We start from the raw sequence: 13,508 nt of genomic DNA, 5'->3' as shown, positions 1-13,508 counted from the left end.
CGCCCGAACCGTCCGGCGGCCCCCGCCCGTACTCCGCGTAGGGTGATCGGATGAGGGCGAGCGAACTGCGGGTGATCGTGCGCGGCCGGGACTTCCGGCGGCTGTACGCGACCCGGCTGACCTCGCAGCTCACCGACGGCGTGTTCCAGGCCGCGCTGGCCGGATACGTGTTCTTCTCCCCCGAGCGGCAGGAGTCGGCGGCCAAGGCCGCGGCGGCGTTCGCGGTCACGCTGCTGCCGTACTCGGCGCTGGGGCCGTTCGCCGGGGTGTTCATCGACCGGTGGTCGCGGCGGCGGATCCTGACGTGGGCCCCGGTCGTGCGGGCCGCGCTGGTGCTGGCGGTCGCGGCGACGGTCGTGGCCGGGTACGAGGGCGCCGGGTTCTACCTGGGCGTGCTGCTGGTGCTCGGGGTCAACCGGTTCTTCCTGGCGGCGCTGTCGGCGGCGCTGCCGCACGTGGTGCGGCGCGAGCACCTGGTGACGGCCAACGCGTTCGCGGTCACCTCCGGGACGATCATCTCGTTCGTCGGGGCGGGCGTGGGGTACGCGCTGCGGCTGGCGTTCGGGGCGGGGCGGTCCGGGACGGCGCTGATCCTGGTGTGCGCGGCGGCGCTGTTCCTGGCGGCCGCGGCGGTCGCCACGACGCTGCCGCGCGGCAGGCTCGGCCCGCACCTGGACGAGGCCGCCGAGCAGACCCGCCGGGCCCTCGGCAACGTGCTGCACGGCCTGGTGGACGGGGCCCGCCACATGGCGCGGCGGCCGCAGGGGGCGCTGGCGCTGGGCGCGATCTCGTTCCACCGCTTCCTGTACGGCATCGTCCTGATCATGGCGTTGCTGCTGTCCCGCGAGCACTTCGCCGCCCGCGTCGAGGACGGGCTGTCGGTGTTCGCGATGCTGCTCGGGGTGTCCGGCGCGGGGTTCTTCGTCGCCGCGCTGGTCACGCCGCCGGTGGTGCACCGGATCTCCAAGCAGGCGTGGATCACGGCGCTGCTGGTGACCGGCGCGGCCTCCATGCTGCTGGGGCTGTCGTTCGACCGGCCGCCGTGGGCGCTGCTGATGTTCCTGCTGGGCGTGGTGTCCCAGGGCGTGAAGCTGTGCGCCGACACGATCCTCCAGGAGACGGTCGACGACGCCTACCGGGGCCGGGTCTTCGCCGTGTACGACATGCTGTTCAACGCGCTGTTCGCGGCGGCCGTGGTGCTGGCGGCGGCGGCGCTGCCCGCCGACGGGACGTCCGTCGTCGCGCTGCTGGCCGTGGCCGCCGCCTACGCGGGGGGCGCGGTGGCCTACCGGGCGGCCGCGGGCCGTTCCGGGAGGGTCGTCACCGCGGGCTAGAGGGACTCGGCGACGGCGTACATGGCGTCCGCGATGCGCCCGACCTCCTCCTCGGTGCAGACGTACGGCGGCATCGTGTAGACGAGGTTCCCGAACGGCCGCAGCCACACCCCGTGCGCCATGAGGATCCCCTGCGCCTCGGCGACGTCCACCGGCTCGCGCGTCTCGATCACGCCGATCGCGCCCAGCACCCGCACGTCGGCGACGCCCGGCAGGTCCCGCGCGCCCTCCAGCCCGGCGGTCAGCACGGCCTCGATCGTGTCCACCTCGTCCCGCCAGTCGCGCGACAGCAGCAGGTCGATCGAGGCCGACGCGACGGCGGCGGCCAGCGGGTTGGCCATGTAGGTGGGGCCGTGCCGCAGCACGCGCGCTTCCCCCTCGGAGATCCCGCGCGCGACCTCGTCGGTGCACAGCGTCGCCGCCATCGACAGGTACCCGCCGGTCAGCGCCTTGCCGACGCACATGATGTCCGGCGCGACCTCGGCGTGGTCGCAGGCCCACAGCTCGCCGGTCCGCCCGAACCCGGTGGCGATCTCGTCCAGGATCAGCAGCAGCCCGTGCTCGTCGGCGATCTCCCGCAGCGCCCGCAGGTACTCGGGCGCGTAGACGCGCATCCCGCCCGCGCCCTGCACGATCGGCTCGACCACGATCCCGGCCAGCTCGCCGGCGTGCTCGGCGGCGAGCGCGCGGAGCCCGGCCAGGTACGCCTCGTCGGGGTCGGCCAGGTAGCCCGGCGGCGGCTCCGGCGCGAACAGGTGCCGCGCCAGCACGTCCGAGAACAGGTGGTGCATCCCGTTCACCGGGTCGCACAGCGCCATGTCCCCGAACGTGTCGCCGTGGTACCCGCCGCGCACGGTGAGCAGCCGGTGGCGTTCGGGCCGCCCCTGCGACATCCAGTACTGCAACGCCATCTTGATCGCGACCTCGACGGCCACCGAGCCCGAGTCGGCGTAGAACACCTTGGTCAGCGGCTCGGGCGTGATCTCCACGAGCCGCTCGGCGAGGCGCACGGCCGGCGGGTGGGTGAGCCCGCCGAACATCACGTGCGCCATCTTCCCGAGCTGGCCGGTGACGGCGGTGTTCAGCGCGGGGTGGTTGTAGCCGTGGATCGCCGACCACCACGACGACATGCCGTCGATCAGCTCGGCCCCGTCGGCCAGCGTCAACCGCACCCCGGACGCCGACACCACCGGCCACGGCTCCTCGGTCGCGGGCATCGGCGCGTAGGGGTGCCAGACGTGCTCACGGTCGAACGCCACGATGCGCTCGGCTTCCTGCGGGCTCATCCGGCCCAGGCTCAACATGGTCACCCCACCAGGATGCCGCCTCGGCCCCACCGCCCGGGTCAGGGCTTCCGCAGGACCTCCACCAGCGCCGCGATGCTGTGGTCGCGGTGGCCCGCCGCGGCGGCCCGCTCCAGCAGGTCGTGCAGCGGCCTGTTCCAGGAGGTGTCGACGTTCGCCTCCCGGCCGAACTCCTCGTCGCCCCGCACCGCGTCGAGGAACAGGCCGACGGTGGAGCGGGGCCGGGTGTAGTCGCCGCGGTCGATCTCGTCGGCCAGCGCGGGCAGCTCCGAGGCGATCATCTCCAGCCACTTGGCCTCGAACCGCACCATGCTCGACACGGGCAGGCCGCGTGCCTGCACGGCGGCGGCCCCCTGGAAGAACCCGACCAGCGCGGGCAGCAGGGTGGCGCCCACCGCCAGCTCGTACAGGGCCGCGAGGTCGGGCTGGTCGCCGAGGTACACGGTGTCGCCGCCCAGCACCCGCAGCGCCGCCAGGTGCTCGTCGAAGACGGTCCGGTCGCCGCCGTAGTACAGCAGGGTGTCCGGCGCGCCGACGGCCGGGGGAACGTTCTTGACCGCCCCCGCCAGGAAGCGGGCCCCGTGCTCGCGGGCCCAGTCGGCCATCCGCCGCGCCCCGGCCGGGGTCCCGGTGTTCAGCGTGACCAGCGCGCGCCCCGCCACGGCCGCCGCGGCCGGCTCCAGCGCCTGGAGGGTGTCGTCGAAGTCCGTCAGGCAGGTCACGACCAGCGGGCTCGCGGCCACCGCCTCCTCGACCGTCGCCGCCTGCCGGGCCCCGGCCTCGACCAGGGGCGCGGCCTTGGCGGCGGTACGGTTCCACACGGTGGTCGGATGCCCGGCGTCGAGGAACGCCCTGGCGAGCGCGCTGCCCATCAGCCCCAGGCCGAGCACGGTCACCGGCACGGCATTGGTGTTCGTCATCAGGATCCTTTCCCGTCATCGGTGTCGGGACCGATCCTGTGCGGCGGGGATTGTGGTTCGGTTGCGCTCCGGTTGTGCCCCCTTCCGGACGGCCCCGCTCCCGGATTCGGATGCGCGGGTCCGCCGTTCTCTGATTTGATCTTTCCCGGTCGCCTCGCCCCCCGCCGCTTCCCACCCTCTCCCCGGGAGCTCATACGTGAGGCACACCCTTCCCGCCCTGACCCTGGCCGCCGTCGCGCTGACGTCCGCCGTCGCCGTCCCCGCCGAGGCCGCCGCCCGCCGCGCCCCCGGCGTGAAGATCGCCCCCGGCACCGTGGTGCTCCAGGCCAAGAGCTCCACCTGGGTCACGGTGACCGTGACCGCCCCCGGCATGGGCCCGGGGTCGTGGATCAACTTCGACCTGCGCGGCCCCAAGGGCGACTGGGTCGGCGACGCGGTGATCGAGGACCCCGACGGCGACGGCGTGTTCGTCGGACGCGGCAAGTTCGACCGCTCCGCCGAGCCCGGCGGCTGGCGCGCCGAGACCAGCGTCTACGACACCAACGAGGGATCGACGAAGCCCGGCCCGTCCACGACGTTCTCCGTCAAGCGCAGCACCCGACTGTCGGCCAACGCCGGTCCCGAGCCGGTCCGCAAGGGCCGCACCCTCACCGTCGCCGGACGGCTCACCCGCCTGGACCCCTACGGCTGGAACGGTGACTACGTCGGGTACGGCAAGCAGCGCGTGAGCGTCTACTTCCGCAAGCGCGGCACCGGCAGGTGGGTGTACGCCGGGGCCGCCACGACCGCGTCCAACGGCTCCTACAAGCGCACCTTCAAGGCGAAGTACGACGGGACCTGGCGGGCGGGCTACTGGGGTTCGTCGATGTTCTTCAAGTCGGTCAGCGGCGACGACTACGTGGACGTGCGCTGAGCAGCCCGGGGCGTCCGGTGGTTCCGGGCGCCCCGCCGCGCGTCACTCGCCGGTGACGTCCTGCTCGGCGGCCCAGCGGCGCAGCTCCGCCGCGGCGGCCTCCTTGCCGATCGGGCCCCGGTCCAGCCGCAGGTCCAGCAGGAACCGGTACGCCTTCCCCACCAGCGGACCCGGCCGGATGCCGAGGATCTCCTGGATCTCGTTGCCGTCGATCTCCGGCCGGATCGCCGCGAGCTCCTCCTCCTCGGCGAGCCGCGCGATCCGCGCCTCCAGCTCGTCGTAGGTGCGGCGCAGCCGGTCGGCCTTGCGCTTGTTGCGGGTGGTGCAGTCGGCGCGGGTCAGCTTGTGCAGCCGCGACAGCAGCGGGCCGGCGTCGCGCACGTAGCGGCGCACCGCCGAGTCGGTCCACTCCCCGGTCCCGTAGCCGTGGAACCGCAGGTGCAGCTCCACCAGCCGGGACACGTCGTTGATCACGTCCTTCGGGTAGCGCAGCGCGGTCAGCCGCTTGCGGGTCATCTTCGCGCCGACGACCTCGTGGTGGTGGAACGACACCCGGCCGCCCGCCTCGAACCGCCGGGTCCGGGGCTTGCCGATGTCGTGCAGCAGCGCCGCCAGCCGCAGCACCAGGTCGGGGCCGTCCTCCTCCTGTGCGATCGCCTGCTCCAGCACGATCAGCGAGTGCTCGTAGACGTCCTTGTGCCGGTGGTGCTCGTCGATCTCCAGCCGCAGCTTGGGCAGCTCGGGCAGCACCTGCCCGGCCAGGCCGGTGTCCACCAGCAGCGCCAGGCCCTCGCGCGGATGCGTGCCGCACACCAGCTTGGACAGTTCGTCGCGGATCCGCTCGGCCGAGACGATCTCGATGCGGCCGGCCATCGCGGTCATCGCCTCGACCACGTCCGGCGCGACGGCGAACCCGAGCTGGGAGGCGAACCGGGCGGCCCGCAGCATCCGCAGCGGGTCGTCGCCGAACGAGTCCTCCGGCCGTCCCGGCGTCCGGATCACCCGGTCGCGCAGGTCGGTCAGCCCGCCGAACGGGTCCACCAGCTCGTAGCCGGGCAGCCGCGCCGCCATCGCGTTCACCGCGAAGTCACGCCGCCGCAGGTCCTCCACCAGCGAGGTCCCGTAGGACACCTCGGGCTTGCGGGACTTCGGGTCGTAGGACTCGCTGCGGTAGGTGGTGACCTCCAGCTGGTGGTCGCCCTTGCGCAGCCCGACCGTGCCGAACTCGATGCCGATCGTCCACACCGCGTCCGCCCAGCCGTCGATGATCTCCAGGATCCGGTCCGGCGGAGCGTCGGTGGTCAGGTCCACGTCCTTGGTGGGACGGCGCAGCAGCGCGTCGCGGACCGGGCCGCCGACCAGCGCCAGCTCGTGCCCCGCGGCCGCGAAACGGGCGCCGAGCTCGTCGGCGACGGGCGCGACGCGGCTCAGCAGCTCGGCGACGGCGGTGCGCCGCGCAGTGCTCTGCGGGGCGTCGGACGCCTGCTGCTCTGGGGTCACGTTCTGGTTGGGCACGGGCATCGAGCGTATTTCCTCAGGGAGTCTGTGACAAAAGACTTTGCCGGTCACCGGCTCACGGAGGGCCTTCACTTCCCGCGATCCCCGGGTTACGTTCTGGACACGTCCGTCTCCGGAGACAGGGTGAACACCCCACGAATACCCGGCCGAACCTTCCGGCCCCTCAACGGTAGCGGGGAACGCCGCGCGCGGGACCATCGCGGGTCGGATCACGAAGCGGCGGGTGCACCAGGGATGAAGTCCGTCACCACGGGTATGTGGGGAGATCCCCGCCCGGAGACCATCGGGGGTCACGGAGTCGGTAGCCGGGGGGATGTGAGCGGGGCGGTGCCTCCCCGCGGAACGGAGCCGGAGATGAAGAACGCTCTCACCGTCCACCGAGCGCTGCTGGAGCGGGAGACGCTGCACGAGATCGTGCGGCTGCCGATCTCCATCGCGCACGCCGACGAGCTGCCCAGGGCGCTGGGGCTCCCGGCGGAACGGTGCCTGGTGACGAGCGTGTTCTCCGGCGACGACCCCCATCTGGGCCGGCGCTTCCTGGCCGGGGCGGTGGTCACCGCCGGGGCCCGCCCCCTGCCCGAGGCGGTCCGGCAGGCCGTCGGGGCCCGCCAGATCCGCCCGGCCCGCGCCGCCGAGGTGAACCGGGTGACCGAATACGCCGCGGGACTGGTGTGCCCGCTGCTGCTCCCGCACTCGATGCCGTTGCTGGTGGACCGGCGCCTGCTGGACGGCCTGTCGCCCGACGAGGTCGTCTACACCGCGACGGGGGAGGCCTCGACGGCGCTCGGCATCCGCGCGTCGGACCTGTTCGCGTTGTGCGGCGCGAAGCCGGTGCCCCTGCTCGGCGGGGGCGTCGTCCGGCTCGACGCGGCGACCACCTGACCCGGGAACGACGACGGAAGCGCCGGGAAGGTCCGATGGCGGTTGCGTCGCGGCTACCATCGAGCCCGTGGTGCGGGAACACGACGCCCGCCGTCCCCACGCGGTCCCCACTGCGGGTCGCCGTCGGGCGGACATGGCGTGAGACGGGTCGAACGCGCGGCCGCGCTGGCCGCACTGCTGCCCTGCCTCCTGGCCGGCCTGACGCCCCGGACGGCGTCGGCCGCCCCGGTCGCCGCGCCCGCCTCCCCCGAGGCGGTGCCCGAAGCCGCACCCGGGGCGGCCCCCGGGACCGCCCCCCAGCGGGGGCGCCAACAGGTCGGCCTGGTCCTGACCGACGTCACCCCCCTCGTCAAACCCAACTCCAGGATCACGGTCAAGGGGTCGGTGACGAACCGCTCCGGCCAGCCCATGCCCGGCCTGACGGTACGGCTGAGATACTCGGCCGGGAAGGTCGGCAGCCGCAGCCAGCTCGACCAGTACGCCTCCGCGCCGCCCGCCAACCTGCCGGGTGTGGCGGAGAAGTCGGTCCGGAGACTGCCGCAGGCCGAGGCCCCCGACGGCACCCAGAACTGGCAGTCCTCCCTGGACCCGAAGGTGATGGGTCTGAAGCAGTTCGGCGTCTACCCGATCGGCGTGGAGGTGGTGAACGCCGCCCAGCAGGTCGTCGCGGGCATCACCACGTTCGTCACCTACGACCCGCCCGGGCAGGAGGCCCAGCGGGTGAAGATCGGTTGGGTGTGGCCGCTGGCGGGACGGATGCACCGCGCCAACGACCAGACGTTCGTCAGCGAGCAGCTGAACCGCGACCTGGCCGTCGACGGGCGGCTGCCCGCCCTCGTCAACGCGCCTGCCAAGAACACCAAGGTGCCCGTCACCTGGGCCGTCGACCCGGCGCTGCTGGACGACCTGGAGACGGTCGGCACCTCCGACCACCGGGTGAAGGCGCCGCTGGCCGACGAGAAGACCGCCGCTCGCAAACCGAAGAACCCCGCCGCCCTGACCTGGCTGAACTCGCTGAAGGACGGGGTGCGGAGAAACCCGTACTTCACGCTGCCCTACGCCGATCCCGACGTGGTGGCGCTGACCCGGCACCTCCTGACCGACCAGCTCGAACCCGCCTACCGCAACACCGACGTCGCGGCGCGCGTCCTGGGCAAGCAGCCCGACGTCCAGTACGCCTGGCCCGCCGCGGGCGTCGCCGGTCCGGGCAGCCTCAACGTGATGGCCCAGTACGGCCTGAAGAACCCGAACGGCGCGTTCGTGCTCAGCGAGCGGATGTTCGCCCCGCAGAACATCACCACCAACGCGCTGACCACGGTCCGGACCAAGCAGGGCAACAAGCCCGTGCTGACCTACGACGAGAAGCTCAACGACATCGTCAGCGCGAACGTGCGCGCCCCCGGCGCGGCGGTGCTGGCCCAGCAGCGCTTCATCGCCGAGACCGCGATGATCGCCCTGGAGGCCCCGAGCGCCCCCAACCGCTCCCTGGTCGTCGCGCCGAACCGCGTCTGGAACCCGACCCCGGAGTTCGCCAGGAAACTGCTGGAGTACTCCGGCAACGCCCCCTGGCTCAAACCGGCGTCGCTGGCCGACCTCCGCAAGGCCAGGCCGCAGCCGCGCGCCTACCAGAACTACCCCGACGAGTTCGAGCGCTACGAACTCGGCGACACCTACCTCGGCGAGGTCCGCGCCATCGGCCGCCGCGCCCGCGGCCTCCACGCGATCATGAAGTCGAAGACGCCGGTCAGCTACGAGCGGGCGCTGCTGCGCATGCAGTCGGCGTCCTGGCGCGGCCACTCGGCCCTGGCGCGCAGGACCCGCGAGGAGCTGGCCGACGAGCTGGCCCGGGACATGGACAAGGTCCGGGTGATCACCCCGGGGGCGGCGATGGGCGGCCGCGAGGGCCGGATCCCGATCACCATCGTCAACGACTTCGCCAAGGACCAGAGGGTCGAGTTCCTGCTCTCGGTGACCTCCGAGAACACCTTCAAGTTCAAGGTCGGCGAGCCGGAGGGGGGCTGGCGCCCGCGGGACCTGGACGGCGGCGAGAAGGAGACCGTCTGGGTCCCCGTCCAGGCGCTCGGCAACGGCACCCACAAGCTGCGGATCACCCTGCTGTCGGCCGACGGCAAGCGCCGGTTCGGCGACCCGATGACCATCGCGATCCGCACCACCGGGTACGCGCGCACCGCGCTGCTCATCACCGGCGGCGGACTTGCCGTACTCTTCGTGGGCGTCGGAGTGCGGGCCATCAGAGCAAGGCGCCGCCGGAAAGCGGAGGCAGCCGGTGACGGGTCGACCGGAATGGGACCAACAGCGACCGGACCACTGGAACCCGGGACCCCCGGTGCCGGGTCCGCAGGGTTCTGGCCGTCCGAACCCGCCGGGACCCCAGGGGCCTCCGGGAACGGGTCGTCCGGGCCCGCCGCCGAACCCGACGCCGCGGCCCCCGTACCAGGCTCCCCCAACGGCGACTCCGCCACCGGGCCACCGGGCCCCCGGGGCGGGCGGCACCGCGGCGGAGACGGCGGTTGACCTGCCGGTGGTCCCCCCGTCCGGCGGCGGCAAGGGCGGCGCGTCGTCGATCCTGAAGTCCGGCGCGGTCATGGCGCTGGGCACGCTGGCGTCCCGCATCACCGGCTTCCTGCGCACCGCGATGCTGGTCGCGGCGCTGGGCGTGGGCGCGCTCGCCGACGCCTACAACACCGCCAACACCGTCCCGTTCATCGTCTACGACCTGCTGCTCGGCGGCATCCTCACCGCCGTCGTCGTCCCGTTGATCGTCCGGGCGAAGGAGCGCGACACCGCCTACGGCGAACGCTACGAGCAGCGGCTGTTCACCCTCGCCGTGCTGGCGCTGGCCGCGATGACGGCGGTGGCGGTGCTGCTCGGCCCGGTGTTCATCGGCATCTACGGCGGGTCGATGCACGGCTCGCAGCGCGAGCTGGCGGTGCTGTTCGCCCGGCTGTTCGCGGTGCAGATCTTCTTCCTGGGCGTCAGCGCGTTCGCCGGGGCGATCCTCAACACCCGCAAGCGGTTCGCCGCGCCGATGTGGGCGCCGGTGCTGAACAACCTCGTCATCATCGGCACCGCCGCGGCGTTCCTGCTGGTCAGCACCGGCAAGGTCAACCCCGACACGATCGCGGACTGGCAGATCGCGCTGCTGGCGGGCGGCACGATCGGCGGCATGGCGCTCCAGACGGTCGCGCTGTGGCCGTCGCTGCGCGGCTCGGGCTTCCGCTGGCGGCCCCGGCTGGACTTCCAGAAGGGCGAGATCGGCCAGATCGGGAAGATGGCCGTGTGGACGCTCGCCTACGTGCTGATCACCCAGATCGGGTTCGCGATCACCACCCGGCTGGCCAACTCCGCCGGCGTCAAGGGACGCCTGGAACACCTCGGCGACGTCGGCTACACGCCCTACTTCAACGCCTACCAGCTGTTCCAGCTCCCCTACGCGATCATCGGCGTCTCGTTGATCACGGCGCTGCTGCCCCGGATGAGCGAGCACGCCGCCGGGGGCCGGATGCGCGAGGTCGCCGACGACTTCTCCAACGGGCTGCGCCTGTGCTCGGTGGTGATCCTGCCCGCCGCCGGGCTGATGGCCGTGCTCGCGCCCGAGATCACCACGGTGCTGTTCGCGCACGGCGCCACCAGCGTCGCCGACGCGCACGTCATCGCCGAGGTGCTGCGGATGTTCGCGATCGCGCTGGTGCCGTTCGCCGCCTACCAGCTGATGCTGCGGGTGTTCTACGCCATGCAGGACACGCGCACGCCGACGTTCGTCAGCGTCGCGGTCGTCGCGACCAACATCGCGTGCGCGCTCACCGCCTACGCGGTGCTGCCCACCAACAAGATCATCGTGGGGATCGCGGGCGGGTTCGCGCTCGCCCAGACGATGGGGGCGTTCGTCGGCTGGCTGATCCTGCGCCGCCGCCTCGGCGGCATGGACGGCCGCCGGGTCTTCGTGTCGTACGTCAAGCTCGTCATCGCGCTGTGGCCGCTTGTGGGCTTCGGCTACGCGGTCCACGCGATCACCGAGGCGGTCCTCGGCACCGGCCTGCTGCCCGGTCTGGTCGCGCTGGTCGTCGGCGGCGCCGGCGGCGGGGCCCTGTACCTGCTTTTCGCGAAACTGCTGCGCGTCGGCGAGGTCCAAACGATGATCTCTACCATCACCCGCCGTCTCCCGGGCCGGGGGTGAGTCACCTCGCGGGGAGTAAAGCGTGGCAAAGTACACGGGACGCGCGTCGATAAGGCAGCCACTCGAGTGGCTAACCACTACCATGTGGGGGACTACGGCTTGCGGGGCGACACCCTGGGGAACGCAAAGAGGAGGGTCGGAGGCGTAAGCTGCCACGCCACGAACATGGGATCTGACCACCTGTGCAGGACGTTGCCGTGAGCACGTCAGTCATCGAGCCCGGCACCCGCCTGGCCGACCGCTACCGCCTCGAAGAGCGCATCCACGACGCCGGCGGCTCGACGCTGTGGAAGGCCGTGGACGAGATCCTGGCCCGCGCCGTCGCCGTCCGGACGTTCGACCCCGAGTTCCCGCGCATCGCCGACGTCATCACGGCGGCGCGCACCGCCAGCCGCCTCACCGACCCGCGTCTGACCCAGGTCTTCGACGCCGACGACAGCGGCGAGAACGCCTACGTCGTCAGCGAGTGGGTGTCCGGCGAGACGCTGGAGCAGATGCTGACCAAGGCCCCGCTGGAGCCGGGCCGCGCCGCCACCCTGCTGTACGAGGCCGCCGAGGCGATCGCCGCCGCCCACGGCGCGGGCCTGACCCACCTGTGCCTGTCGCCCCGCGACCTGGTGTGGACGACCGGTGGCACCGTCAAGCTCCTCGGCGTCGCCACCGACGCCGCCCTCCGCGACTGCGCCTCCGCCGACCCCGCCGCCGACGACGCCCACGGCCTCGGCGCGATGCTCTACGCCGCGCTGACCGCGCACTGGCCGGGCACCCCGGAACGCTCCTCCCTGCCCGCCGCCCCCCGGACCGACGGCGCGGTCCAGCCGCCCCGCATGGTCCAGGCGGGCATCGCCCACGGCATCAACGACATCGTGTGCCGCAGCCTGGGCCTGACCGACGACGGCCCGATCACGACCCCGGCGGACCTGGCCGCGGCGCTGCGCGGCGTCCCGCGCACCCCGCTCCCGCTGTTCGCGGGCCTGGGCACGCCCCCGCCGCCGCGCCGCCCGGCGCCCCCGCGCCAGCAGGCCCCCACCCGGCCGACCCCGCAGCCCAGCCGGCAGACGACGCACCAGCACCACGTCCCGTCGCCCCCGCTGCCGCCCCAGCACGCCCCGGCCCGCCGCAAGGGCACGAGCAAGGCCCTGCTGGGCGCCGCCGCGGCGGCCCTGACCGTGATCGCGGGCCTGGGCGCCTGGGCCCTGACCGGCGACGACGGCAGCACCCCGCCCGTGAACAACAACAAGGCCGGCGTCACCGACCCCAAGAAGTCCGCCTCACCGCAGCCCCCCGTTCTCCTGCCCATCCAGAACGCGCGATCGGTCGACGAGCTCTGGGTCGGCAACGAGCACGACGAGGCCATGAACAGGGTGTCCGACCCGATCAAGGACGGTAAGTACAAGGCCGACTGGCACACCCAGACCTACCGGGACGTCCGCTTCGGGAACCTGCTGAAGGGCGCCGGCGTGCTGCTGGACATGGGCCGCTCCGTCAAGATCGCCAACGTGAAGGTCACCGCCCCCGAGTCGGGGGCCTCCCTCCAGCTCAAGGTCGGTGACAGCGACGCCCTCGGCTCGCTGCGCACCGTCGGCAAGGGCACCAGCTCGGCGGGGACCTTCACGCTGGAGGCGCGTGAACAGACGCAGGGACGATATGTCCTTGTGTGGTTCGCCGAGCTCCCGCCCAGTTGCAAGGCGAGGCTGAGCGAGATCACCGTCCACGGCCAAGCCCAGTAATCATGAAGAGGGGGTGCGGTGGCCTGAGGTCACCGCACCCCCTCTTCATGTCGGCACTTGCTCACAGTCCCGCGCGCTGCCACTTGAGCCCGCTGCCCTTCGCCGGGATCACCTTCCGAGGGCGCCGCAGTTCATGGCCGCCCATACCTTGCGGCCCTTGTAGCTCAGGGGGACCCACTCGTTGGCCCTTTCCCCCTTGGCGTAGCACCGGTAGTAGGACTTGCGCTTGACGCCCTTGCAGACGTTGTACCAGCACGGAAGGCTCTTCCCCTTGCCCCGCACGGTGGCGACCACCCGGTACCCGGTTCCGGGGCCGGTGCGCACGTTGTACTTGTTCTCGTACTTGCCGCTCATCGTGTAGAGACGGCCGCTCTTGGCTTTGGCGCCGACGCTCGTCTCAGCGGTCCGCGCAGTGGCGGGGACGGCGAGAAGACCGACGGCCGCAGCGGTGGCGGCACCGACCGACAGGATGTCCTTGAAACGCGGACGCACACGACTCCCTTGTTTGATTTGATGATCTTTGTACAGAATAGTCATCTTCGGTGTCGTGATCCATGGCTGCCGCGTGCCGAAATCTCTGCGCGCCTCGCGGACTGGGGGAAGCCCGTGGGGCCGCTGTTCGCCTGCTCGTTGTCAACGTGTGCGGGGAGCCGTCGTGCGCGTTCCGAGCGCGGCGCGTCCGATTTCGCGCAGGTTTCCAGCGCCGGAC

Annotated in this window: 10 protein-coding genes; 6 read left to right on the top strand and 4 right to left on the bottom strand. The window is 72.4% G+C overall.

What is annotated here, in order from left to right:
* Positions 1-50: 50 nt before the first annotated feature.
* On the top strand, positions 51-1,334 hold the full coding sequence (locus HNR61_RS10545) for an MFS transporter (protein WP_182842914.1): 1,284 nt from the start codon (positions 51-53) through the stop codon (positions 1,332-1,334).
* Here HNR61_RS10545 and HNR61_RS10540 read toward each other — a convergent pair.
* Positions 1,331-2,638 carry an adenosylmethionine--8-amino-7-oxononanoate transaminase gene (locus HNR61_RS10540; RefSeq protein ID WP_182843209.1) on the bottom strand — a complete coding sequence of 436 codons (1,308 nt, stop codon included), beginning with the start codon at positions 2,636-2,638 and terminating at the stop codon, positions 1,331-1,333. The two genes, HNR61_RS10545 and HNR61_RS10540, sit on opposite strands and share 4 nt — an antisense overlap.
* Before the next feature lie 41 nt (positions 2,639-2,679).
* Positions 2,680-3,558, bottom strand: a complete 879-nt coding sequence (locus tag HNR61_RS10535; protein WP_182842913.1) for an NAD(P)-dependent oxidoreductase — start codon at positions 3,556-3,558, stop codon at positions 2,680-2,682.
* Between the two features lie 196 nt (positions 3,559-3,754).
* Here HNR61_RS10535 and HNR61_RS10530 point away from each other — a divergent pair, with 196 nt between their 5' ends.
* On the top strand, positions 3,755-4,471 hold the full coding sequence (locus HNR61_RS10530) for a hypothetical protein (protein WP_182842912.1): 717 nt from the start codon (positions 3,755-3,757) through the stop codon (positions 4,469-4,471).
* Positions 4,472-4,513: 42 nt separating this feature from the next.
* Here the strand turns inward: HNR61_RS10530 and HNR61_RS10525 are convergent, their stop codons facing one another.
* Complete coding sequence (locus tag HNR61_RS10525) at positions 4,514-5,992, bottom strand: CCA tRNA nucleotidyltransferase (protein ID WP_182842911.1); 1,479 nt, start codon at positions 5,990-5,992, stop codon at positions 4,514-4,516.
* Positions 5,993-6,343: 351 nt separating this feature from the next.
* On the opposite strand from HNR61_RS10525, the gene HNR61_RS10520 reads away from it, so the two are divergent.
* The 4 genes from HNR61_RS10520 to HNR61_RS10505 all read left to right on the top strand — a co-directional run bounded on the left by HNR61_RS10520 (position 6,344) and on the right by HNR61_RS10505 (position 12,799).
* Entirely contained in the window at positions 6,344-6,871 is a 528-nt protein-coding gene (locus HNR61_RS10520) for an aminoacyl-tRNA deacylase (protein ID WP_182842910.1), read from the top strand.
* A gap of 138 nt (positions 6,872-7,009) precedes the next feature.
* The gene (locus tag HNR61_RS10515; protein WP_182842909.1) at positions 7,010-9,406 is read left to right on the top strand and encodes a DUF6049 family protein; all 2,397 of its coding nucleotides are present in this window, start codon (positions 7,010-7,012) and stop codon (positions 9,404-9,406) included.
* A 7-nt stretch (positions 9,407-9,413) separates the two neighbouring features.
* A complete protein-coding gene (murJ, locus tag HNR61_RS10510) occupies positions 9,414-11,069 on the top strand; it encodes a murein biosynthesis integral membrane protein MurJ (RefSeq protein ID WP_312897836.1) in 1,656 nt (551 codons plus the stop codon).
* A gap of 197 nt (positions 11,070-11,266) precedes the next feature.
* Positions 11,267-12,799 (top strand): protein kinase family protein, encoded by a 1,533-nt coding sequence (locus HNR61_RS10505; protein WP_182842908.1) that lies wholly within the window; start codon positions 11,267-11,269, stop codon positions 12,797-12,799.
* A gap of 108 nt (positions 12,800-12,907) precedes the next feature.
* Here HNR61_RS10505 and HNR61_RS10500 read toward each other — a convergent pair whose 3' ends face one another.
* Entirely contained in the window at positions 12,908-13,291 is a 384-nt protein-coding gene (locus tag HNR61_RS10500) for a hypothetical protein (RefSeq protein WP_182842907.1), read from the bottom strand.
* Positions 13,292-13,508: the final 217 nt, after the last annotated feature.

It is taken from the genome of Actinomadura kijaniata (assembly GCF_014138665.1).
Lineage (GTDB): Bacteria > Actinomycetota > Actinomycetes > Streptosporangiales > Streptosporangiaceae > Spirillospora > Spirillospora kijaniata.
Note: the sequence above shows the minus strand (reverse complement) of the source record. Positions and strands in the feature narration are given on the sequence as shown.

Coding starts and splice junctions, on each gene's coding strand:
- HNR61_RS10545 (WP_182842914.1), top strand. CDS start 51: ATGAGGGCGAGCGAACTGCGGGTGATCGTGCGCGGCCGGGACTTCCGG.
- HNR61_RS10540 (WP_182843209.1), bottom strand. CDS start 2,638: ATGTTGAGCCTGGGCCGGATGAGCCCGCAGGAAGCCGAGCGCATCGTG.
- HNR61_RS10535 (WP_182842913.1), bottom strand. CDS start 3,558: ATGACGAACACCAATGCCGTGCCGGTGACCGTGCTCGGCCTGGGGCTG.
- HNR61_RS10525 (WP_182842911.1), bottom strand. CDS start 5,992: ATGCCCGTGCCCAACCAGAACGTGACCCCAGAGCAGCAGGCGTCCGAC.
- HNR61_RS10520 (WP_182842910.1), top strand. CDS start 6,344: ATGAAGAACGCTCTCACCGTCCACCGAGCGCTGCTGGAGCGGGAGACG.